This is a genomic window from Pedobacter sp. CG_S7, from assembly GCF_040544395.1.
Classification (GTDB): domain Bacteria; phylum Bacteroidota; class Bacteroidia; order Sphingobacteriales; family Sphingobacteriaceae; genus Pedobacter.
This window is the reverse complement of sequence record NZ_JBEONS010000013.1, coordinates 1-23,655: the sequence shown is the minus strand read 5'-3', so window position 1 is coordinate 23,655 and position 23,655 is coordinate 1. Positions and strand designations below refer to the sequence as shown.

Here is a 23,655-nt window from a genome sequence, read left to right as displayed (position 1 = left end):
TTCATAAACTTAACTTTACAAAATGAACGAAAATCTTGATGCCTCTTCAGAAAACCTGACGCCGGTTGAACGTGAAATAGAAAAAGTGTTACGGCCTCAAAATTTTGATGATTTTACTGGTCAGGAGAAGATCATGGAAAATCTTAAGATTTTTGTAAAGGCAGCAAAACTACGTGGCGAATCCCTGGATCATGTACTCCTGCATGGCCCTCCAGGCTTAGGAAAAACAACCTTATCCTACATCATTGCTAACGAAATGAATACGGGAATTAAGGTTACTTCAGGTCCTGTTTTAGATAAACCTGGTGATTTGGCCGGATTATTGACTAACCTTGATACTGGAGATATACTTTTTATTGATGAGATTCACCGCCTAAGTCCTTTAGTTGAAGAATACCTTTATTCGGCTATGGAGGACTTTAAAATTGATATCATGCTGGAGAGCGGGCCAAATGCCCGCTCTGTACAAATAAATCTAAATCCTTTTACCCTTGTTGGCGCTACTACCCGTTCAGGTTTGTTAACTGCACCTTTAAGGGCTAGGTTTGGAATTAATGCCCGTCTAGCTTATTATGATGCTAAATTATTGACAACCATCGTTCAGCGGTCTTCAGAAATATTAAAAACGCCAATTACAGATGAAGGTGCTTATGAAATAGCCCGACGTAGCCGTGGTACTCCACGTATTGCTAATGCTTTATTGCGCCGGACTCGAGATTTCGCCCAAATTAAAGGTAATGGTGAAATTGATACTGAAATTGCCCGTTTTGCGCTGACTGCCTTAAATGTTGATGAGCATGGCCTGGATGAAATGGACAATAAAATTCTATTAACTATAATTGATAAATTTAAAGGTGGACCTGTTGGTGTAAAAACCATCGCTACCGCTGTTGGTGAGGATGAAGGCACTATAGAAGAAGTTTATGAGCCTTTCTTAATTCAGGAAGGATATTTAATGCGTACTTCCAGAGGCCGGGAGGTTACTGAAGCAGCATATATCCACTTAAAAAGAACTTACCAGTCACAAACAGGCCGGTTGTTTTAAATATAACTCCATTTACTTGGAAAACAATACCTATCAAAATGAATATTGAACTTAGAAAATTAACATTAGAAGATTATGACGACCTGAAAGAATCTATGGCTCAGGCCTATGATACCCTGGGTGGTCAGATATGGAGTAAAGCTACAATAGCAAAATTACTTAAGCTTTTCCCAGAAGGTCAACTATGTATTGCTGTTGACGATAAAGTAGTTGCCTGCTCTCTTGCCATTATTGTTGATTACGATCAGTATGGTGATAAACATACTTACCAAATGATTACTGGTAGTTATACCTTCTCTACACATGACCCAAACGGAGATGTATTGTATGGAATTGAGATATTTGTAAGCCCTGAATTCAGAGGTTTGAGATTGGGAAGAAGATTATATGAAGCACGTAAAGAACTTTGTGAAAGCTTGAACCTCAAAAGTATCATCGCTGGTGGCAGGATTCCAGGTTATCATGAATATTCAGAAACCTTATCGCCAAGGGCCTATATAGATAAAGTTAAAGCTAAAGAGATTTTTGATCCTACCCTGACTTTTCAAATCTCCAATGATTTCCATGTCATCAAAGTACTTAAAAACTACCTTCCCGGTGATCATGAATCTAAAGATTTTGCTACCCTGTTAGAATGGAATAACATTTACTACCAGGGTATTGACGCTTCTGCACGATCGGCTAAAACGATCAGAATTGGTCTTGTACAATGGCAAATGCGGCTATTTGATGATAGAGAAGCCTTTTTTGAGCAAATAAAGTTTTTTGTGGATGTATTAAGTGGTTACAAGTCTGACTTTGTAATGTTCCCTGAGTTTTTCAACACCCCTCTATTGCACCCATACAATCATTTACCGGAAATGGAAGCTATGCGTTTGCTTGCAGAACAAACAGAAGAAATTGTTGCTCAAATTCAGGAATATGCAGTTTCCTATAATGTAAATGTTATTTCTGGCAGTATGCCTATCATTGATAAAGAAAACAATAAATTGTATAATGCCACCTACTTATGCCATAGGAGTGGTAAAACCGATGAATACCGCAAAATACACATTACCCCAAATGAGCAAAAGTATTATGGTATGGTAGGGGGCGACAAAATAAAGGTTTTTGATACCGACTGTGGAAAAATAGGGATTTTGATTTGTTATGATGTAGAATTCCCGGAATTGAGCAGAATTTATGCAGACCAGGGTATGCAGATTTTATTTGTTCCTTTCTTGACAGATACCCAAAACGGCTATACCCGGGTAAGAAAATGTGCTGAAGCAAGAGCCATTGAAAATGAATGTTATGTCGCTATTGCAGGGTGTGTTGGTAACCTGCCTAAAGTAAATAACATGGATATACAATTTGCACAATCGGCTGTATTTACACCATCTGATTTTGCTTTTCCAACCAATGCGGTTAAAGCAGAAACTACCCCGAATACAGAAATGGTACTAGTGGTGGATGTAGATTTACATTTGCTGGATGAACTCCACCACTTTGGCACCGTTAGGGTAATGAAAGATCGTCGTAATGACCTTTATGAAGTGAAGTTATTGAAATAAATCACCTAATAAAACACGATCCAGTAAACAATTAATAAGATGACGATAAGGACAGGGATAATCCATTTCATAGCTTTGGACGCCCCTTCTTTATCATATTCGAAAACAGCCTCTGGCGATGGCCCTGGATCGTTTTCATGTTGTGCATAATCATGCTCAATAGGTTTAACTGTTTTACCTCTATCTTCGGGATGTGTTTCCTTATTTTCCATGACATATAGTTTAATTATATAGATAACAGTTTAATCCGTAAATGGTTTTAGGCTTTAAAACTTATCTTTGCTTTATATGTTCAATAATTCCGCTTCTTACAGCCAGCTGATTAAGGAGGAAGCCCTACGTTTGGGCTTTCTGCAATGTGGTATTGCTAAGGCTGGTTTTCTGGAAGAGGAAGCACCAAGATTAACAAATTGGCTCCATCAAAATCACCATGGACAGATGAGTTACATGGAAAACAATTTCGACAAAAGACTTGATCCAAGACTTTTAGTAGAAGGTGCTAAATCTGTCATTTCCTTATCTTTAAATTATTTCCCATCCAAAAAACAAGAAGATCCTGAAGCACCAAAAATCTCTAAATATGCTTTTGGAACAGATTACCATCTGGTGATTAAGGATAAGCTTTTTCAACTACTTCAATTTATCCAGCAGTATATCGGTGAAGTTAGTGGAAGGGCATTTGTAGATTCTGCACCTGTATTAGACCGCGCCTGGGCAAAAAAAGCTGGAATTGGTTGGGTAGGTAAAAACAGCAATATCATCAGTAAAAAATCAGGTTCTTTCTTTTTTCTTGCTGAATTAATTATTGACCTGGAGCTGGCCTATGATTACCCTTTTACAAGCGATCATTGTGGAAGCTGTACTAAATGTATAGATGCTTGTCCTACTGAAGCTATCATTGCCCCCTCTATTGTGGATGCCAATAAATGTATTTCGTACCTGACCATAGAATTAAAAGAAGAAATCCCTGCTGCTTTTCACGGTAAAATGGAAAACTGGATGTTTGGCTGTGACATCTGCCAGGATGTTTGTCCCTGGAACCGCTTTTCCACTCCACACACAGAACCTTTATTCGAACCTAATCAGAACCTTATGGAAATGAAAAAAGAAGACTGGGAGGATATTACGGAGGATGTCTTTAAAACGATCTTCAAGAATTCTCCTGTAAAGCGCACAAAGTTTAAGGGTATTACCCGCAATATAAATTTTATTAAAAACAAGTCCGGAGAGCATTTTTAATTATTTCACTTTAAAAGTATTGTCGCTCAAATCTTTATCGGGCACATGACTGCTGCCGAGAATCACGCTTTTCAAGCTTTTTGCTGCCAGTACTTGAATAGTAATCATATCTTCCCCACTTTCCCATACGCCTATAGTCTTATGGATTTTAGAGAATGTACCATCCGAAAATTCCAACTGTAAGTCGACCGGCAAATGTTTAGCACTTTTATTCTTGATTTTTATAGCATACCCGTGTTCGTTATTATCTACTGCTGCAATAGCCAGATCCGTTACGCCGTCTTCGAAAAACCAGCGTTGCCAAAACCAATTCAAATTTTTTCCTGATCCTTCATTCATGCTGTTAAAGAAATCATAAGGCATGGGATGTTTACCTTGCCATTGTTCAATATAATGGTGCAAAGCTTTCGTGAAAAGTGAATCACCCAGGTAATCTTTTATAAATAAATAACCCATTCCTGGTTTAGGATAAGAAGAAGTAAAGATGCCTATCCCCTTTAAGGCTGTGGTTTTTGTAATAATTGGGCTATCATTTTTAGAACCAGATGTTGCTCCTGTTTGTGCAACACCATATAAATCAATCAAATTGGTATCAATCATTGGTGCAATCAACCACTCTCCAATCGTTGCCCAGCCTTCATCCATCCAGGCATATTTCGTTTCGTTGGTCCCCATATAAAAAGGGAACATCGTATGAAAGATTTCATGAACAGTTAGGGTAATGGCATCCTCCCTTTTGTTAACAGGGTTATCGTTCACCATCATAGGATATTCCATTTGGTCCAGGCCATCAAATATCGTCTCATGACTATAAGGAAACGGCCATTTTGGAAAGGTATGACTCATGGCGTGAACTGTTTTGCGGGCAAAAGATATTACTTCGTAGTAATCTTTATGATCAGGGTGAAATGCAGCATCAACTCTTGTCCTCCTTAAAGTAGCAGAATCAACAACCAGGCTGCTGGATTTCCATAAATAATGGTCGCTGATGGCAAATACAAAATCGGTTACATGATTAGCCTCAAATTTCCATGTATTAAGTTGCTTGCCTTTGGTTACGTTTTTATTTTCAAGGTCTTCCTTTGTAATCACATCAACCACTTCATCACTGCTTTCTGCAAGTTGAATACGATCTACAATCTCTTTTTGAAAAACATGAGTTGCATTAAGTAAATCACCAGTGGCCCAAACTACGTAATCTTTTGGCACGGTGAGTTCAGCTTTAAAAACACAAAAGTCGTTATAAAACTCTTCGTCGCCAGAATAAGGATATTTATTCCATCCGTCAATATCATCATAAACGGCAATTCTCGGAAAAAAATAAGCAATGAAATAAGAGCCTTCATCTACCTGACCAGTACGCACATGTGATCCTTTATTTAAAACATAGCTATAACTAATATTAACCTTTACACTTTTGCCCGGCGCCATTGGGGCGATGGCAACAGACATATTTGTTCCGGCTATAACACGGGCCTTTGCACTAATCATTTGGCTTCCTATTTTGAAGGTAGAAATTTGCAACCCATCACCAAGATCACGTTCGTTGATTTTAGCTTTGCGGGCCACCCCTTTTTTATAAAGATTAGGGTAGAGTTTAAACCAAATCTGTTTCAGGGTATCGGGGCTATTGTTAACATAATCAATTTCGATATTTCCTTTCAAGAGCCTTGTCCCAGGATCAAAGGAAGCCTTGATTTCATAATCTGCTGTATTCTGCCAATAGCTAGATCCTGGTTTACCATTAAGATTACGCGTTCCCTTTGTATAAGCATTTTGTATTTCCGAAGGTAACTGCAGGACTTGCTGTGCAAAAAGCCCTGCAGTTACTAGAATAAGCAGAAATGATAATTTTAGCCCCTTCATTCGCGCAGACCTATTTACCAAATTTCATTTTCAGCTGGTCTAACATATCATTAGTTACGGTCGCAGCAGGTTTATCCTTTTTTTGCTGTGGTTTATTAAAATGAGGATGTGGCTTGCTTTGAGTTTGAGGTTTAACCTCCTTAACATCAGCTTTAGTATTTGCACCAAGATCCGTTTTTGGGGATATTTTAACCGCTTTTTGCGCCGCTTGTTGTTTCAATGCTTTATTTTGATCCTTCTTCTTATTCCATCTTGCCCAAATCTCCTCCAGCTTTTTCTTCGTATATAATGGAAAATCACCCTGTTTCATCCAGGCGTAATAGCTAGGTTCAACATCAAAAACCTGTTCTACAGTTTTACCTTTATGCTTACCAAAATTAAAGCACTCTTCATTCTGCTCATTGTAAACCATTCTGCCGGCAAAATCAACAGGCTTATTCATGTTAGTGAAAATATGCAGCGCATCAACATCATTGAGTACTGGCTGACTAATTTTACCTTGTTTATCTTCGAAATCTACCTCTTTATAGCGTTCAATTTGCGCCAGTAAAACATGATAAGTTGCTATAATATCAGCCTCTGCGGAGTGCGCATTAATTATTTCTTTATTGCAATAAAATTTATAGGCTGCACGTAAAGTACGTTGTTCCATTTGGTGGAAAATATTTTGAACGTCAACAAACTTTCTGTCAGACATATCCAAATCAACTCCAGCTCTTAAAAATTCTTCCAGCAATACGGGAATATCAAAACGGTTAGAATTATACCCCGCAAGATCGGCATCACTAATAAAATCTGCCAACTCCTGAGCCACATCTTTAAAGGTCGGTTCATTAGCAATATGCTCCTCATAAATTCCATGAATCAATGACGATTGCAGGGGAATTGGCATCTGAGGATTAATTTTCAGTGTTTTGATTTCTTCTGTACCATCAGGCATTGCTTTTAAAATTGCAATTTCTACGATCCTGTCTGATCCAACGTTTACGCCGGTGGTTTCTAAATCAAAAAAAGCAAGCGGGCGTTTTAAATTTAATTTCATGTTGTAATAAATGCTATTGTATATGTCGATCTTTTAATGACTAGTTGGTATCAACCAAAAGTCGTTAAAATCATCCATTAATTCTCAATTATTTATCCTGAATTACAATAGCGTCTAGCTAAGGAAAATAATACCGAGGGCAATTCCTATGATCATGATAAGGTACATGAGCAATTCTGTTGTGGCAAACTTCTTGTATCTTGTCCAAAAAGAATAATCGTTTTGTGGCTCAGCCATTTTTTATAATTATTTAATGTGCATCTTTTATAGGTCCTGCTTTAACTAAAGCATTCTGATAAGCGGGTATTTTAATATAGTCTACAACGACACCCCTATTCGTTGAGGCATGAACAAAGAAATCGTCTTTAAGATAAACGCCTACATGATCTACCTCATTGCCACTAAAGGAGAAAAAAATTAAATCCCCCTCTTTGAGTTGACTAGGATTCGTATTTTTTATCACTTCAGCTTGATCCCGCGACCTCCTTGGCAATTGAATACCATAAATTTCCTTATTCAACAACAAAGCAAAACCTGAGCAATCGATACCTTTTTTATCCAGACCACCCAGTTTATATTTCACCCCTGCCCAATTAGTAATAAAGGTATAAAGGGATTTGTTTTTTAAGTTAGCCATTACATCTGCCGCGGCCGCGGCAGTAGTTGAAGATTTCACTACATATCTTTTGGAGCTACATGCGCTTAACACACAGGAGGCCACAATCACTATCAATAATTTCTTAACCATGGTATTATTGTTTAATTACTCTTTGAATTTCATCCAGCTTCAGCAAGGCTTCCACTGGTGTTAAAACATTTACATCAAGGTTATTCAGCATATCCCTTATTTTAACCAATACTGGATCATCTATTGCAAACATGTGCAATTGATAGGCCTGGTTTTGAACTTTCTTAATGCTGTCTTTAATACTTTGACCTTCAGTACGGTCTATTTCCAATTTCTTTAAAATCTCATTGGCTCTGGCAATCAACTTAGGTGGCATACCTGCCATTTTAGCCACATGTATTCCAAAACTGTGTTCACTTCCTCCAGGCACTAATTTACGGAGAAAAATTATTTTATTTCCTACTTCTTTGATAGTAACATTATAATTTTTGATGCGGTTCATCGTACTCGCAAGCTCATTTAACTCATGATAATGCGTTGCAAACAAGGTCTTAGGTCTTGCCGTGGGGTGGGTATGTAGAAACTCTGCAATAGACCAGGCAATGGAAATACCATCGTAAGTACTTGTGCCTCTTCCTATTTCATCTAATAAAATAAGGCTACGATCTGAGATATTATTCAGAATGCTGGCTGTTTCGTTCATTTCTACCATAAACGTACTTTCACCAGACGATAAATTGTCTGATGCACCTACCCTAGTAAAAATTTTATCCACTAAACCAATTTCAGCAGATTTAGCAGGCACAAAACTACCCATTTGTGCCATCAATACAATGAGACCGGTTTGTCGTAAAATAGCTGATTTACCAGACATATTCGGTCCGGTGATGATGATGATTTGCTGACTGTCATTATCCAGAAACACATCGTTAGTAATATATTCTTCACCAACGGTCAATCTTTTCTCTATAACCGGATGCCGGCCACCTTTAATGTCTAATACTTTTTGAGTATTTAATTCTGGTTTAACATAATGATTATTAACGGCAAGCTGCGCAAAACAAAGCAGAACATCCAGCTGTGCAATAAGATAGGCATTAAGTTGTATGGGTTTAATATAAGTAGCCACCTGGTACATCAGTTCATTATACAAGCGAACTTCTATTTGTTGTATTTTTTCTTCAGCTCCCAGAATTTGTTCTTCGTATTCCTTTAATTCAGGAGTAATGTAGCGCTCCGCATTAACCAAAGTTTGTTTCCTTAACCAATCTGCAGGAACTTTATCCTTATGTGTATGGGTAACTTCCAGGTAATAACCAAAAACATTGTTAAAAGCTATTTTAAGCGATGGAATACCCGTTGCTATAGCCTCTCTTTTTTGAATTTCGATCAGGTAATCTTTACCATGAAAGGATATTTTTCGTAACCGGTCTAATTCATCATCTATGCCGTCGGCAATAACATTCCCTTTGATTAACAATGCCGGCGGATCAGGGAAAAGTTCCCGTTCCAGCTTCTCTCTGATCGATAAACAAGGATTCAGTTGATCGGCAATAATAGAAAGAAAAGGGTTATTAGATTGATGGGTCAGTTTCTTAATCTCTTCAATATGGTATAATGCCTTTTTTAACTGGCACAATTCTCTTGGACCAACTTTTTGAAGGCCTACCTTAGAGATCAATCTTTCCAGATCACCGATTTGTTTAATAGCAGTTAACAGTTCATTAACAAGTTCATTGTTGCTGACCAAAAATTCTACCATACCCAGACGCTCCTGTATTGGCTTAAGCTCTTTTAGTGGCATAATTATCCACTTGTGCAACATACGGGCACCCATAGGGGTACAAGTTTGATCAAGAACATCAAATAAGGTTACTGCATTATCATTTACAGAACTTACCAGTTCCAGGTTTCTGATCGTGAACCGATCCAGCCACATGAACCTTTCTTCTTCTAATCTCGACAAAGAAGTAATGTGTCTTAAATTGCGGTGTTCCGTTTCATTTAAATAATGAAGTACTACCCCTGCAGCAACAATACCAATTTGCAATTTTTCAACACCAAAGCCCTTCAATGAACTCACCTCAAAATGTTTGTTTAAAGTTTCATTGGCATAATCTAAAGTAAAAGCCCAATCATCGAGGTTATAAGTGTAAAACTTATCACCAAAAAGCTCCAGAAACTCTTTTCTCTTACTCTTTTGGAAAACTACTTCTGTTGGTTTAAAACCCTGAAGCACTTTATCGATATATTCGGCATTACCTTGAGCAACTAAAAATTCTCCTGTTGAAATGTCCAAAAGCGAGACACCATAAGTATTTTTATCAAAGGAAACTGCAGCAAGGTAATTATTAGCTTTTTGGTTAAGAATTTGATCGTTATAGGCTACCCCAGGCGTAACCAACTCTGTAACACCTCTTTTAACAATTGTTTTCGTCGTTTTTGGATCTTCGAGCTGATCGCAAATTGCTACTCGCTGTCCTGCGCGCACAAGTTTAGAAAGGTAGGTCTCTAAAGAATGATGTGGAAAACCCGCTAATTCAATATGACCACCCGGGCCATTGCCACGTCTTGTCAATACAATTCCTAATATTTGTGAAGTCTTTATGGCATCTTCACCAAAAGTCTCATAAAAATCCCCTACTCTAAACAATAATAATGCACCAGGGTACTTTACTTTAATCGTATTGTACTGTTGCATTAATGGTGTTTCTTTATTCTTTTCTTTGGCCAAAATGATTCAATTTACAAAATCGTAAATATACCACCTTCATTCGTAGGCTTCGCCTTTTATTGAAAGTTTTTAATTTAATTCTAATGAAGCCTAAATTTATTTTAACAAAATTAAAGGCGTTCCATATACGCTAAAAACAAATTCATAGCTTCACGTTTCTGGTCTGTCAGCTCGAAATTAAGCTTATTCATCAGGTAATCTTCCATATCAAACTGCTCCACTTCGGGCAATTCCTTTAGTAATTCCTTCCGATGATCCAAACCTGATCTCAGCGCTTCATCAAACTCCTTTATAAAGTATTCAGGAATAACTTTATTCGCTATCCATGCAGCATACAGAAATGGTAACCCGGTAAAGTTCATCCATTCTTCCCCCATATCGTAACTAAAAGCATATTGATCCTTTTTACCAAAGGTTCTGTCGCCGATCAATACAATAGCATCAGTTGCGGCCTCGCTGTCAGTGGTAAATACAACCTCCAGCTTCCAATAAAACTTTAAAAGTACTTTAGCCAGGTTATTTGAGGTTCTCGAATGACTATCCAGGTGGATTGTCTTTATTTCCGATACCGGCACTTTACTAAATATGAAAACTGAATTAACTGCACCTACCGATCCAATACAATAACCTCCAATAACTTTACCGTTAGGAACCAGCGGAAATGCAGCAATAGGCATCAAACCCATATCCACCTCTCCATCAATAACTTTAGCGGCACAATCTGTAGGTATATCTAAGCTAAGTTCTATTTTATTTATAAGATCTGAATGTTCAATACCGTAAATAAACGGCTTGGTATTGGTGTAAGAAACTGCTGAAATTTTTATTTTTGACAAGATAATTTCACTTTTAAATGGTCGGTTTTATTAAAGTCTTTAATACTAAACTTATTGTTATTGAAAGATAGTTTATAAAGCGAGGTATTTTTATGTGGAAACGTGACCATGGCACAAATGGGCTTTTGGGTAAGCAAGCACAGCAATAACCGCATGGCGCGACCGTGCATACATATCAGGATAACCTTTTCACCCTTGTTACTCATGATAACCTCCATTGCTGCCAAAAGGCGGGTGGCTACTTCCTTAGGACTTTCGCCACCATTGAACTTCGCATCATAATCTCTGGATTGCCATTTCTCTAATAAATTCCTGAATAAGAGCAAAGATTCTGTAGTGCTGGTTTTCCCCTCCCATTCACCCCAGGCTAATTCATCCAGGCCACTCAGTTTCTGCCACGGTATTCCCGTTTCAATAAAGGTCTGTACAGTTTGCTGCGTACGTTTTAAGGTAGAAATATAAATATTATCAAAAGGCACGTTTTTATAACGCTGATAAAAGGCTTCCGCCTGAGCCCTACCAGTATCATTCAAGTCGCTGTCAATTCCACGACCTTGCACAATTCCGGTTTTATTGAGCTCTGTCTCCCCATGCCTGATTAGATATATCGTCTTACCCATTAATTAATTACAGGAAGTTTATAATACTGAGGTTTAACTTCATTTTCAAATTCAACGGCTGTATAATCCGTAACAACAGCATATAGCGTATCGCGTTCTATAGGTTTACGTTTTACCTGCTTAATTAAGGCAACAAGTTCCTGGGTACTCATCTTTGGGTTTTGCTCTTCCGCTCCAGCCATTGAATAAATTTTTGTGGTATCATCCAGCGTACCATCAATATCATCAACACCAAAATTCAGCGACAATTGTGCGGTTTCCCTGCTGATCATTGCCCAGTAAGCTTTGATATGTTCAAAATTATCAAGGTAAATCCTTGCGATGGCATAGTTACGCAAATCTTCAATCACAGAAACTTCCGGAAGGTAATCCATCTGGTTATTCTGATTTCTGAATTTTAAAGGTATAAAAGCCTGAAAACCACCAGTTTTATCCTGCAATTGGCGCAGACGTTCCATGTGATCTACCCGATGCCAATATTCTTCTATGTGGCCATATAACATTGTAGCATTAGTGCGCATACCTAAAAGATGAGCTTGTTCATGAATATCCAGCCATTGCTCGGCATTACATTTATCATGCGCAATCTTTTCTCTAACCTCAGGATGAAATATTTCTGCTCCTCCTCCTGGCATAGAATCTAAACCCGCTTCTTTAAGGTATTTCATTCCCTCAAAATGTGTTAATTTTGCCTTCTTGAAAATATAATAATACTCTACAGGGGTTAATGCTTTAATATGTAATTCAGGGCGGTGTGCTTTTGCACGCCTAAAGAATTCTGAATAGAACTCCAGATTTTGTTTTGGCACAACACCCCCGGTAATATGAACTTCTGTAACAGGTTCATTGTCGTATTTCTTCAACACCTCCATCATTTCATCAACGCTCATTTCCCAGCCCTCTTCCTTTTGTTTAATTAACCTGGAATAAGAACAAAATTTGCAGTCGTACACACAAAGGTTTGTGGGTTCTATGTGAAAGTTCCGGTTAAAAAAGGTTTGATCACCATGTTTTTCTTCCCTGATGTGATTTGCTAAAACGCCTAAATACCCCAATTCAGCATGTTTATATAAATAAACACCTTCATCAAATGTAATTCTTTCTTTATTTTGAACTTTAAAGGCAATCGCTTTTAATACTTGCGTTAAATTAGGGTCATTCAAAAGTAAAGACAATGTTGTAGTATCCATATTTTATTTCAAGATAATGTAAGCAAAGTAACAAAAATTTGAGATAATCATTGTTTTTGAAAAGTAAAAGAAAATATAGGGCAATAAAAAAGGGGACTAATTAAAGCCCCCCTTTTAACTAAACCAAACTTAAAAACAATATTATTTTGTTGCCTTAGAAAAATTCAATACAACATAAGCTGTTTTATTGCCATATTCTATTGGCGATTTTAGCACTAATTCGTCACCTGTAGTGGCAGAAAGCACCAGTCTGTAACCTGAGGTTACGTTTTTGGCTTTATCACCTTCATAGATTTTTTTAAACTGGAAAGTTTCATCAGCAGTACTTACCGACCAGAATATACTTTGTGTTGCAGCAGAACACCCTTCACCACCTGGCAAAGTATAACTTCCATTTCCACTATTCGTTAAGTTCCATGTACTACCAATAAAGCATTTATAGGAAGCCTCTTCAAATAAAGACCTTACAGCAATTGCGGGAATACCTTCAAAAGTTACGTTATTTAACACCCAGTTACCTGTAACTTTACTCCTTTTTAAATTTGCTGAAGTTGAAGTACTTTTAGTAGTGGAGCAACTTTGCAAAACCATTAATGAGCTGCAAAAAATGGCTGCTATAAACAATATTCTTTTCATATACTTGTATTTTCATTAGTCATTGCATAAATCTTGCCAAAAATTTAACTTTATCATCTTTTAACTTTATGAAAACAGAAACCATAGCTATACATAGTGGAAACATTATTAAAAGTGCCACAGGAGATGTTACTCCGGCGATAAGTCTTTCAACTACTTTCTTAAGAAACGAGAATGGCGATTATCCTGGGGGGCATATTTACAGCAGGGTGAGTAACCCTAATAGAAATGCCTTGGAAACAGTTTTAACAGCACTAGAAAAAGGCGCTGATGCTTGTGCTTTCTCTTCTGGAAATACTGCAGGCATGGCAATGTTTCAGGCGTTAACTCCTGGTAGTCATATTATTGCGCCAGACGACATGTATTGGGGTTTTAAAAAACAATTACAGACTTTATTTAAAGACATCTTAACAATTGACTTTGTAGACTTAACCGCTATCTCACAAATAGAAGGCTTTATTCAATCCAATACAGTAATGATTTGGACAGAAACACCTTCCAACCCATTATTAAAAATTACAGATATCAGCGCCATTGCTGCCATCTGTAAAAAACACAGCATCATGTTAGCTTGCGACAATACTTTTGCGTCGCCATGTTTACAAAACCCAATTGAACTGGGTGCAGATGTGGTCATGCATTCTACTACAAAATACATCGGTGGACATAGCGATGTATTAGGCGGTGCGTTAATAACGGCTAAAAAAGATGCCTTTTGGGAGAAAATTAAAAATATTCAACAAGTAGGTGGTGCCGTTTCCTCCCCTTTCGATTGTTTCCTTTTATTAAGAAGTATCAAAACGCTGCCTTATCGCATGCGTGGCCATAGTGCCAATGGAATGGCTTTAGCCGTATATTTAGAAAACCACCCGCAGGTGGAAGCCGTTTATTACCCTGGTTTACCCTCCCATCCACAACATGAAATAGCAAAAAAACAAATGAGCGACTATGGTGGTATGTTATCTATTTTAGTTAAAGGAGGTAATGAGGAAACTAAGAAAGTAGTTAATAAAGTTCAGCTATTTGCCCAGGCTACCAGTTTAGGTGGCGTGGAAAGTTTAATTGAACACCGCGCATCAGTGGAAGGTCCAGATTCTAAAACACCAAAAAACCTGCTCAGAATTTCGGTTGGATTAGAACATATTGATGACCTGATTGCTGATATGAAACAAGCGCTCGCCAACCTCTAACCTAATTTAATTATTTTGTAGGGTATAAATTTTAAAATATTCAGAATTTAATTTTGTAATTAATTTTTATTCCCTACATTTGGACTATCAACAACAACAACAACATGTTGATCAAGTCAATACTCTTTCAGAGATTGATTTATTAAGAAGTGGCGAGAGACAGGCTCCCTGACCCACTGGCAACCCTCCCAACAGGAAGAAGGTGCCAATTCCTGACCAGATAACAGGTGTTAAATGGAAAAATAAATTAATACTAAAATGAAAATTAACAAAAACCAGCTCCGCTTAAGCGAAAAATCGAAACACAACAAAGAACAATTACAGCGTTTTTTAACCCAAAATTCTTTCCCTTGTTGTATGCAGCCTACTATGAGTATGTGCTGTTGCCTATACTAGCCATAAAAAGTCTACCTTTTTATGCTTTAATCTCTTGCGCTTTATAATCATCAAAAGCAGAAAATCAATCAATAGAACCTTAATAAAAAAAAATAAAATGTCAGCACCCTATAAATTCGAAACGCTACAATTACATGCAGGACAAGAAATTGACCCAACAACCGGTTCAAGAGCTGTTCCAATATACCAAACTACCTCTTATGGATTTAAAAATTCAGCACATGGGGCCAATCTTTTTGCTTTAAAAGAATTTGGAAATATCTATACCCGCATCATGAACCCTACTACAGATGTTTTTGAAAAACGGGTTGCCGCTCTGGAAGGTGGCGTTGCTGCAGTAGCTGTTGCTTCTGGACAGGCCGCACAATTCATTGCATTAAACAATATTTTAGAGGCTGGAGATAACTTTGTTTCTTCCTCTCATTTATACGGTGGCAGCTACAATCAATTTAAAGTGGCTTTTAAACGCTTGGGTATAGAAGCGCGTTTTGCAAATGTCGACCACCCTGAAGAATTCATCCCACTTATTGATGAAAAAACCAAAGCTATTTACCTTGAAACGGTAGGTAACCCCTCTTTCAGTATCCCTGACTTTGAGAAAATAGCAAGTATTGCCAATAAATATGATCTTCCCTTAGTTGTTGACAATACTTTTGGTGCTGCAGGATATTTATTCAGACCTTTAGAACATGGGGCCCATGTTGTTGTAGCTTCTGCTACAAAATGGATAGGCGGGCATGGAACCAGCGTTGGCGGTATCATTGTTGACGGAGGTAATTACAATTGGGGAAATGGAAAATTCCCTGCCTTCTCTACCCCTTCTGAAGGTTATCATGGTTTGGTTTTCAACGATGTATTTGGCAGCAATGGTCCTTTTGGAAATATTCAATTTGCCATCCGTGCCCGTGTAGAGGGTTTAAGAGATTTTGGCCCTGCCCTTTCCCCATTCAACTCTTTCTTGTTGATTCAAGGACTGGAAACTTTATCCTTAAGGGTACAACGACATGTAGAAAATACACTGGAACTGGCAACATGGTTAGAAAACCATCCGCTGGTTAGATCTGTTAGCTATCCAGGCTTGGAGAGTAGCTCTTATCATACCCTTGCAAAGAAATACCTGAAAAACGGTTTTGGTGCAGTGCTATCCTTTGAACTGAACGGCACCAAAGAAGAAGTTACTGGTGTTGTCGACAACCTTAAACTGGTAAGTCACCTGGCCAATATGGGCGATGCTAAAACCCTGATCATTCAGCCATCGGCAACCACACACCAACAATTAAGTGATGCTGAACAAACCGCTGCCGGGGTTACCCCAAATCAGTTGCGTGTCTCTGTTGGCATTGAACATATCGATGATATTAAAGCAGATTTTGAGCAGGCTTTCCAAAAAATAAAATCCCTACAAGAACTACCTGCCTAAACATAATATAAGCACAAAAATGAGTACGATTAACACTTATAGTTACCAAAAGATTTTTAAACTTGAAAGCGGTAAAAAGCTGAGGGGATTAGAAATAGCTTATCAAACCTTTGGTAAACTTAATGCTAAAAAGGATAATGTTGTTTGGGCTTGCCATGCGCTTACCGCAAATTCTGATGTACTGGACTGGTGGAAAGGCCTTTTTGGAAACAATGACCTCTTTAATCCTAAAGATCATTTTATTGTTTGCGCCAACATCATTGGTTCGAATTATGGAAGTACTAATCCTTTAAGTATTAACCCGGTTAACGGACTGCCTTTTTACCTCTCTTTTCCTGAATTTACCGTTAGAGATCTGGCAAAGATACATGGGCTTTTAGCAAATCACTTAGCCATAGACCGAATTAAAGTGCTTATTGGTGGTTCTTTAGGCGGTCAACAAGCACTCGAATGGGCTATAAATGACCCAAGTAAAATAGAGAATTTAATTGTGGTAGCCACTAATGCTGTGCATTCTCCATGGGGAATCGCTTTTAACGAAAGTCAGCGATTAGCCATCAGCACCGATCGTACTTTCTATGCACAAAAAGCAACTGGTGGTTTAAAAGGATTGAAAGTTGCAAGAAGCATTGCCTTATTGTCTTATCGGACTTATGATGCCTATGCCTCTACACAATTGGAAACTGTTAATGACAAAACCACAAACTTTAGGGCTGCTTCTTACCAGAGCTATCAAGGCGAAAAACTCTGCAAACGTTTTAATGCTTACAGCTATTGGTATTTAACCAAAGCAATGGATAGTCATAATGTTGGCCGTGGCAGGAAAAGTGTATCCGATGCATTGGCTGCTATAAAAGCGAACACTTTGGTGATCGGGGTTGAAAACGATGTGCTCTTCCCCATCGCCGAGCAGCAATTTTTAAGTAACAATATTAAAGATGCTACATTTCATCAAATCATATCGGCTTATGGCCATGATGGATTTTTAATTGAAACTGATATGCTCACCAAAATAATAGGCAATTTTCTAAAAGCAAGTGTGAATAAGAAAATAATTAAATTTCAAAAAACGGGATAGATGAGTAAGAAACTTAAAATAGGTTTATTTGGTTTTGGTGTAGTAGGACAAGGGTTACATGATATTATAAAAGGTCAGGATCTAAATATTGAAGTCATAAAAATTGCGATTAAAAACCCTGAAAAAAAACGTAACCTCGACAAGAAGTTATTTACAACAGATCATCAGGAACTTTTAGATCATCCAGATATCAACACCATTGTTGAGCTCATAGATGATGCCGATGCGGCCTATGCAATTGTTAAAAAGGCTTTAATATCTGGTAAAAATGTTGTTTCTGCTAATAAAAAAATGATTGCCCTTCATCTTGCCGAATTGGTAGCATTACAAAAGAAATATGGCACCTCGCTTTTGTATGAAGGTTCAGTTTGTGGAAGTATCCCTATTATCAGAAACCTTGAAGAATATTACGACAATGAGTTGCTGCATGGAATAAGCGGTATTTTCAATGGCTCCTCCAATTATATTCTATCAAAGATTTTTAATGAGGGCATGAGTTATGATTTGGCCCTAAAACAAGTACAGGATTTAGGTTTTGCCGAATCTGATCCAATATTGGATGTGGGCGGCTATGATGCCAAATACAAACTGGCCATTGCTACGGCACATGCTTATGGCTTATTTATCAATCCTGATCATATCCTCAATATTGGTATTCAAAATTTATCTGAAAGCGATGTGAAATATGCTAAAGAAAAGAATTTTAAAATCAAACTGGTACCTACAGCCCGAAAAATAAGCACACAACAGGTAATTACCTATGTATTGCCGAAATTTGTTAGATCGGATGACTTCATTTATAATGTGGAAAACGAATATAACTGTGTGACGGTACAGGCTGCTTTTGCCGATAAACAGTTCTTTTTTGGTAAAGGAGCCGGTGGCCATCCAACGGGTGCTGCAGTTTTATCAGACATTGCCGCTTTACGCTATGGTTACAAGTATGAATATAAAAAATACCAGCAGCAAAATGGATTAGTACATACCGACAATGTAAACCTGGAGGTGTATTTGCGCTATGAGCATGAATATACAGTAGAAAAACTTAAAATAGAAAATATTAGGGAACGCTTTTCTAATAAAGATTATAAATATGTGATTGGGAATGTGAGCCTGAAATCTTTACTTGAAAACCGTGAATTGCTGCAAAATAAGGATGTTTTCATCGCACATACTGGAAAAATTACCTACACCGCACAACAAATTTTAGGTGCAAAAAACAATCTCCTTAGTATAGCAACTCTAGAAAATTAATATAACTAAAAAGCCCCCATTCCTTACACTGCCCCTAAAAAGTTACACACTATTTAGGGGTATTTTTATTTGTTTAGTTTCTAATTCTTCATGTAATTGAATAATCTTCACAAAGGTCTCAATAAAATTATTGTACTTTTTTTCTCCTAAATGCTTTACGTATCTTTCTGTAAGTTCATTACTCATCGTTTTAATTTCTTCAAATAAAACCTCCCCATCCTTAGTTAAGAAAATCATGATTGAGCGAGCATCAGATTCGCTTTTAGTAGTGTAAACCAATTTCAGTTTCTCTAATTCCCTTACAATTTTACTTACCCCTTGTTTAGTTACCTTAATTTTTTTAACGAGGTCGAGATTGGAAATTCCTTCATAACCAATATTCATAAAATAAGGCATGTAAGTGATATGATAACCACTAGAAATCATCAAAGCTAAATTATCTGAAGACCATTTATTAGTTAAATGATTGTAACGATATAATAATTTAAAAATTAGATTTTCTGGAACCTTGAAACTTTGCATGTGCTCAAATCAATTTAGTGCGGAAGGAACGAATGTCAATAAAATGTTGTTTTTACAAAAGTAAGTAAAAATAAACGTAAACTAAGTTTACTAAGTTAGTCAACTTAGTTTACATTTGCCCTCTAATTTCAAACAAATGGAACCCGAAGAAAAGAATCAAACTCCAGCTAAAAAAGGAGTAAAGACAATTATTATTGTTGCGGTAGTATTAGTAATAGGTTACTTTGCTTTTACCAAAATTAGTCATGCATTAACCCATCAATCGACAGACAATGCACAGGTAGAAACAAATTCAGTACCTGTATTAAGCAGGGTTCCGGGCTATATCAATAGTTTCTTGCTTAAAGACTTTCAAGAAGTAAAAAAAGGAGATACACTTGTGATCATTGACGACAGTGAGTATGTATTGGCGGTAAGACAAGCAGAAGCTGATTTATTAGCAGCTCAAGCTGATTTAAGTAGTGCCGAAGCAGCACTTCCAACCATTGGTTCTGATAAGGATGTAGCTTCAGCAGGTATTAGTGTGGAAGAAGTAACCCTGCAACAAGCAAAAAGAGATGTGGCCCGTGATAAAGCCTTATACGAGGAAGGTTCAATAACAAAAAGGCAATATGAACGCAGCCAGTCAGCCTTTCAAACGGCCATACAAAGACTTGCCAGTAGCAAAAGCAAATTAAAACAAGCCAGTACCCAAACAGGTGGCGCTAAGGCACAAATTATGCATGCCAAAGCAACAATTGCATCACGTGAAATCACTTTAGCTAAAGCAAAACTAAATCTAAGCTATACAAAAATCATTGCGCCTTCAAGTGGTAAGCTAGGCAAAACAAATTTAAAAACCGGACAATATGTTCAAGGAGGACAACAATTATTTAGTTTGGTAAGCAATGATCACTATTGGGTTACCGCTAATTTTAAGGAAACACAAATTGAGCACATGAAGGTTGGCCAAGCCGTTCACCTCCTCCTAGATGGTTATCCCGATCAAGCTATTACAGGTAAAATAACAGGCTTTAGTGATGCCACAGGAGCTAAATTTGCCCTTCTTCCTCCAGATAATTCCACAGGAAACTTTGTAAAGGTTACGCAGCGTGTACCGGTTATCATTGAAATAAATAATGCTGAAGCCATTAAAGAAATACTTAAAGCTGGCCTTAGTGTAGAAGTTGACGTAAAAGTAAAATAAGTGGAAGACAATAAGAATAGAATTATAAAAATAATCATTGTGCTCACCTGTATCTCTGCTGCTGTAATGGAGCTTATTGATACTTCCATTGTAAATGTTGCTTTAAACAACATTAGTGGAACACTAGGTGCAACACTAGAAGATGCCTCCTGGGTAATTACCGCTTATGCCATTGCGAACGTTATTATTATACCCTTAACAGGCTTTTTAAGCCGTTATTTTGGCCGGAAAAACTATTACCTGGCCTCTATCATCCTATTTACATTTGCTTCCTATATGTGTGGATCCTCTTCATCATTATGGGCGCTTGTTTTCTGGCGATTTATGCAGGGTATTGGTGGTGGGGCATTGTTAACCGTTTCACAAGGCATTTTATTTGAACAATTTAAACCTGAAGATAAAGGTATTGCCGGGGGTATTTTTGGAATGGGTATTGTTGTTGGGCCAACCATTGGTCCTATTTTGGGCGGATATATCGTTGATAATTACCATTGGGCACTCATCTTTGATATCAATATCCCAATTGGAATTATTGCAGCCATACTGACCTGGAAATATATTGAAAAACAGCCTAGTGAATACAATATTAATAGGAAATTGATATCTATCGACTACATAGGCATTATAGCTTTAGCAATTGGCGTTGGGGCACTCCAATATATCCTTGAAAAAGGACAGTCAGAAGATTGGTTTGAGAGCGAAAACATCCGCTTCTTTACTGCAGCTGCCGTATTAGGTTTAGGCTTATTTATATGGTGGGAATTACACACCAAACAACCTGCAATCAATTTAAGGGTAATGAAAAGCCGTAACCTGATTGGCAGTAATATACTCACCTTTGTCTGTGGTTTTGGTCTTTTCGGTTCCGTCTATTTATTCCCCGTAATGGTACAAAGGGTAATGGGCTATACCCCTACCGAAGCAGGTTTGTCTATGATACCAGGTGCGCTTGTCACTATTGTTGCTATGCCTTTTATTGGTGCAGGATTAGGAAAAGGAATTAAGCCGCTTTATTTTGTAATACTTGGCTTTATACTTTTTATCATTCACGGTTATACCTCTTCACAAGCCGCTCCTGATGCGGGCAGATGGTGGTTTATGGTGACGCAAATTTGCCGTGGTGTAGGCACGGGTTGTTTAACAATTCCTTTATTAACGCAGGCGGTAGTTGGCTTAAAACCCCAAGATATGCCTTATGGCATATCATTGAACAATATGTTCAGGCAATTGGGTGGCGCTTTTGGTATTGCCATTATGAATACCTACGCAACCAATCGTTTTGCTACGCACCGATCAGATCTGGTGTCAAATTTACAAACAAACAATCCTTTATTAACAGAACGCATCAATGGTATAACCCAGGGTATTATTGCCAAAGGCGGTAATCCAATAGGTGCTAAGCAAACGGCTTATCAAATTTTAGATCATACCATTTCTAATCAGGCTCAAATGCAAGCTTATCTGGATGGTTTTTTACTTATTGCCATTTTCTTTTGTTGCTCCATTCCTTTTATGCTGCTCCTTAAAAATAAAACCATGGATGCAGAAACCAGGGCTAAAGTTGCAAATGCTGCACATTAATTATCATTAAAAACATTATGAAACGTATATTCAGTTTAATATTTATACTTAGCATTTCTTCCAACTTGTATAGCCAGAACAATAGCGGAGAACTCAAAACACTCATTAATCAATCGTTTTCTTACTTCCCCCAGTTTAAGGAATTAGGACAGGCTGTTGAGGTAGAAGAAAACAGAATTGAACTGGCAAAAGCTAACGGTGGGCCTTCTGTTGCCGTTTTAGGGAGTTACAGGTATTTAAATCCAGTTTCGGAAATTAATTTACCTCTAGACAATCAAATGGTAGATTTTCAGATCATGCCTAAAAACAATTATAGCACCATGGTTAATGCCAACTATATGATCTGGGACTTTGGAGTGGTTAAAGCAGGCGTTGACCTTGCCAAAGCAGGCCTTCAATATGCAAAAGATAACATTGGGAATAGCCAAAATCAAATGGCATTTCAAGTTGGAAACATCTATTATCAAATAGCCTATTTAAAAAGAGCAATTGCAATTCAGGATAGTGTTATCGCTTTTCTTGTTGTAAATAAGCAAGACACCGAAATTAAACTGAGAAATGGTGATGCCATTAAATATGATGTTCTTTCTATACAATCAAGTATAGACCAAGAGAACAATCGTAAAATAGACTTACAGAAAACGCTAAATAAACAATTTGCTTTATTGGAATATACTACTGGTTCAAAACCAAGTACCGGCTCAACAGATTTTGTTTTCCCTGTTACAAACGATAGCGATCTGGCTAATGCGCTGGAAAGTGCGCAGCATAACAATCCTGAATTCAAATTGATTAAAGACAGGATTAAACTTGCAGAAGCTGAATTACAGCAAAGCAAAACCAGTGGAAAACCTTCCTTAAGTTTAAATGCTGGAACAGGATTTGCAAATGGATACGCCCCGCAGATTGATAAATTCAGGTATAATTATAATGCAGGAGTAATGTTAAGCATCCCCATTTATCAAGGTGGAAAAGCAAAAAAACAAATCCGCCTTTCTCAAAGCCAATTGTTACAAAGCAAATTAGCGGAAGAAAGTTTAAATAATACTTACAAGAAAGATATTGAGCAAGCATTGATTGACATTTACAGCAACAAATCGAGTTTATTAAATTCGGCAAAACAAGTAAAAGAAGCTCAAGAGGCGCAAAAACTTGCCATGAGCCGTTACAAAAATGGAATAGGTACAAACTTAGAGCTAACCAGTGCAAGTACTAACGTTCAAAGAGCGCTGTTAACAAACCTTCAATATGACTATCAGCTATGCATTGCGCAATTGACATTGGCAAAACTTACGGGTTTAAAATACTGGTAAATACGATTAAAAGACGCTGGATTTATTCTGAAGATTAATGATAAGATGGATTTATCCTTTTCTACACGATTTGCTGACTCAAAAAACACATGATCGAACAAGCGCTTTTAATTTGTTCGATTATGTGTTTTTTGAATAGCAGAAAACATCAGTTTTATGAGCCTTTTAAGTATGAGAGTTTACTTAAAAGAAAATCATACACACCTTGAAATTATAACCGCATTATTTTAGGTAACCACTCAGGTTCCCTCTAACTTACTTTACTGACCTGAAAAATCGTTTAAGGTGTTATTTTCTTTGGATTTTATTTTCAGAAAAAAGCGGGG

General features: G+C 37.4%; 21 protein-coding genes and 1 riboswitch. Of the genes, 10 read left to right on the top strand and 11 right to left on the bottom strand.

The window, feature by feature from the left end:
- The first annotated feature begins 22 nt into the window (after positions 1 to 22).
- Complete coding sequence (gene ruvB / locus AAKU52_RS08955; RefSeq protein WP_354332480.1) at positions 23 to 1,045, top strand: Holliday junction branch migration DNA helicase RuvB; 1,023 nt, start codon at positions 23 to 25, stop codon at positions 1,043 to 1,045.
- Positions 1,046 to 1,083: 38 nt separating this feature from the next.
- Entirely contained in the window at positions 1,084 to 2,598 is a 1,515-nt protein-coding gene (locus AAKU52_RS08950; protein WP_354332478.1) for a GNAT family N-acetyltransferase, read from the top strand.
- A 5-nt stretch (positions 2,599 to 2,603) separates the two neighbouring features.
- On the opposite strand, the gene AAKU52_RS08945 is transcribed toward AAKU52_RS08950, so the two are convergent.
- Positions 2,604 to 2,810, bottom strand: a complete 207-nt coding sequence (locus tag AAKU52_RS08945) for a hypothetical protein (protein ID WP_354332476.1) — start codon at positions 2,808 to 2,810, stop codon at positions 2,604 to 2,606.
- Between the two features lie 76 nt (positions 2,811 to 2,886).
- On the opposite strand from AAKU52_RS08945, the gene queG reads away from it, so the two are divergent.
- Positions 2,887 to 3,837: a tRNA epoxyqueuosine(34) reductase QueG gene (queG, locus tag AAKU52_RS08940; RefSeq protein WP_354332474.1), complete on the top strand. Its 951-nt coding sequence runs from the start codon at positions 2,887 to 2,889 to the stop codon at positions 3,835 to 3,837.
- On the opposite strand, the gene AAKU52_RS08935 is transcribed toward queG, so the two are convergent.
- The 9 genes from AAKU52_RS08935 to AAKU52_RS08895 form a co-directional block, all read right to left on the bottom strand.
- Positions 3,838 to 5,703: a M1 family metallopeptidase gene (locus tag AAKU52_RS08935; protein ID WP_354332472.1), complete on the bottom strand. Its 1,866-nt coding sequence runs from the start codon at positions 5,701 to 5,703 to the stop codon at positions 3,838 to 3,840.
- Positions 5,704 to 5,713: 10 nt separating this feature from the next.
- On the bottom strand, positions 5,714 to 6,745 hold the full coding sequence (locus tag AAKU52_RS08930; protein ID WP_354332470.1) for an exonuclease domain-containing protein: 1,032 nt from the start codon (positions 6,743 to 6,745) through the stop codon (positions 5,714 to 5,716).
- Between the two features lie 114 nt (positions 6,746 to 6,859).
- Positions 6,860 to 6,982: a hypothetical protein gene (locus AAKU52_RS08925; protein ID WP_354332468.1), complete on the bottom strand. Its 123-nt coding sequence runs from the start codon at positions 6,980 to 6,982 to the stop codon at positions 6,860 to 6,862.
- A gap of 13 nt (positions 6,983 to 6,995) precedes the next feature.
- A complete protein-coding gene (locus AAKU52_RS08920; protein ID WP_354332466.1) occupies positions 6,996 to 7,493 on the bottom strand; it encodes a C40 family peptidase in 498 nt (165 codons plus the stop codon).
- Positions 7,494 to 7,497: 4 nt separating this feature from the next.
- Positions 7,498 to 10,107, bottom strand: a complete 2,610-nt coding sequence (mutS, locus tag AAKU52_RS08915) for a DNA mismatch repair protein MutS (protein WP_354332464.1) — start codon at positions 10,105 to 10,107, stop codon at positions 7,498 to 7,500.
- A 110-nt stretch (positions 10,108 to 10,217) separates the two neighbouring features.
- Positions 10,218 to 10,943, bottom strand: coding sequence for a menaquinone biosynthetic enzyme MqnA/MqnD family protein (locus tag AAKU52_RS08910; RefSeq protein WP_354332462.1), 726 nt, complete (start codon positions 10,941 to 10,943; stop codon positions 10,218 to 10,220).
- The gene (locus AAKU52_RS08905; protein WP_354332460.1) at positions 10,931 to 11,563 is read right to left on the bottom strand and encodes a histidine phosphatase family protein; all 633 of its coding nucleotides are present in this window, start codon (positions 11,561 to 11,563) and stop codon (positions 10,931 to 10,933) included. The genes AAKU52_RS08910 and AAKU52_RS08905 overlap by 13 nt, the downstream gene beginning before the upstream one ends.
- Positions 11,563 to 12,753, bottom strand: coding sequence for an aminofutalosine synthase MqnE (gene mqnE, locus AAKU52_RS08900; protein WP_354332458.1), 1,191 nt, complete (start codon positions 12,751 to 12,753; stop codon positions 11,563 to 11,565). Before mqnE ends, AAKU52_RS08905 begins: the two co-directional genes overlap by 1 nt.
- Positions 12,754 to 12,894: 141 nt before the next feature.
- Entirely contained in the window at positions 12,895 to 13,389 is a 495-nt protein-coding gene (locus AAKU52_RS08895) for a hypothetical protein (protein WP_354332456.1), read from the bottom strand.
- Between the two features lie 68 nt (positions 13,390 to 13,457).
- Here AAKU52_RS08895 and AAKU52_RS08890 point away from each other — a divergent pair, with 68 nt between their 5' ends.
- The 4 genes from AAKU52_RS08890 (at position 13,458) to AAKU52_RS08875 (ending at position 18,727) form a co-directional block, all read left to right on the top strand.
- Positions 13,458 to 14,579, top strand: coding sequence for a trans-sulfuration enzyme family protein (locus tag AAKU52_RS08890; RefSeq protein ID WP_354332454.1), 1,122 nt, complete (start codon positions 13,458 to 13,460; stop codon positions 14,577 to 14,579).
- A 136-nt stretch (positions 14,580 to 14,715) separates the two neighbouring features.
- Positions 14,716 to 14,828, top strand: a riboswitch (SAM riboswitch).
- A 244-nt stretch (positions 14,829 to 15,072) separates the two neighbouring features.
- Positions 15,073 to 16,395 (top strand): O-acetylhomoserine aminocarboxypropyltransferase/cysteine synthase family protein, encoded by a 1,323-nt coding sequence (locus AAKU52_RS08885; RefSeq protein WP_354332453.1) that lies wholly within the window; start codon positions 15,073 to 15,075, stop codon positions 16,393 to 16,395.
- A 19-nt stretch (positions 16,396 to 16,414) separates the two neighbouring features.
- Positions 16,415 to 17,473, top strand: a complete 1,059-nt coding sequence (locus AAKU52_RS08880; RefSeq protein WP_354332451.1) for a homoserine O-acetyltransferase family protein — start codon at positions 16,415 to 16,417, stop codon at positions 17,471 to 17,473.
- Positions 17,474 to 18,727, top strand: a complete 1,254-nt coding sequence (locus AAKU52_RS08875; RefSeq protein ID WP_354332449.1) for a homoserine dehydrogenase — start codon at positions 17,474 to 17,476, stop codon at positions 18,725 to 18,727.
- Between the two features lie 42 nt (positions 18,728 to 18,769).
- Here AAKU52_RS08875 and AAKU52_RS08870 read toward each other — a convergent pair whose 3' ends face one another.
- Positions 18,770 to 19,249, bottom strand: coding sequence for a MarR family winged helix-turn-helix transcriptional regulator (locus AAKU52_RS08870; RefSeq protein WP_354332447.1), 480 nt, complete (start codon positions 19,247 to 19,249; stop codon positions 18,770 to 18,772).
- 136 nt (positions 19,250 to 19,385) lie between these two features.
- Here AAKU52_RS08870 and AAKU52_RS08865 point away from each other — a divergent pair, with 136 nt between their 5' ends.
- Genes AAKU52_RS08865 through AAKU52_RS08855 form a run of 3 tightly spaced genes read left to right on the top strand, consistent with a single transcriptional unit; the run spans position 19,386 to position 23,329 of the window.
- Positions 19,386 to 20,435, top strand: coding sequence for an HlyD family secretion protein (locus AAKU52_RS08865; protein WP_354332445.1), 1,050 nt, complete (start codon positions 19,386 to 19,388; stop codon positions 20,433 to 20,435).
- Positions 20,436 to 22,016 (top strand): DHA2 family efflux MFS transporter permease subunit, encoded by a 1,581-nt coding sequence (locus AAKU52_RS08860; protein WP_354332443.1) that lies wholly within the window; start codon positions 20,436 to 20,438, stop codon positions 22,014 to 22,016.
- Between the two features lie 17 nt (positions 22,017 to 22,033).
- Positions 22,034 to 23,329 carry a TolC family protein gene (locus AAKU52_RS08855; protein WP_354332441.1) on the top strand — a complete coding sequence of 432 codons (1,296 nt, stop codon included), beginning with the start codon at positions 22,034 to 22,036 and terminating at the stop codon, positions 23,327 to 23,329.
- Positions 23,330 to 23,655 lie beyond the last annotated feature (326 nt).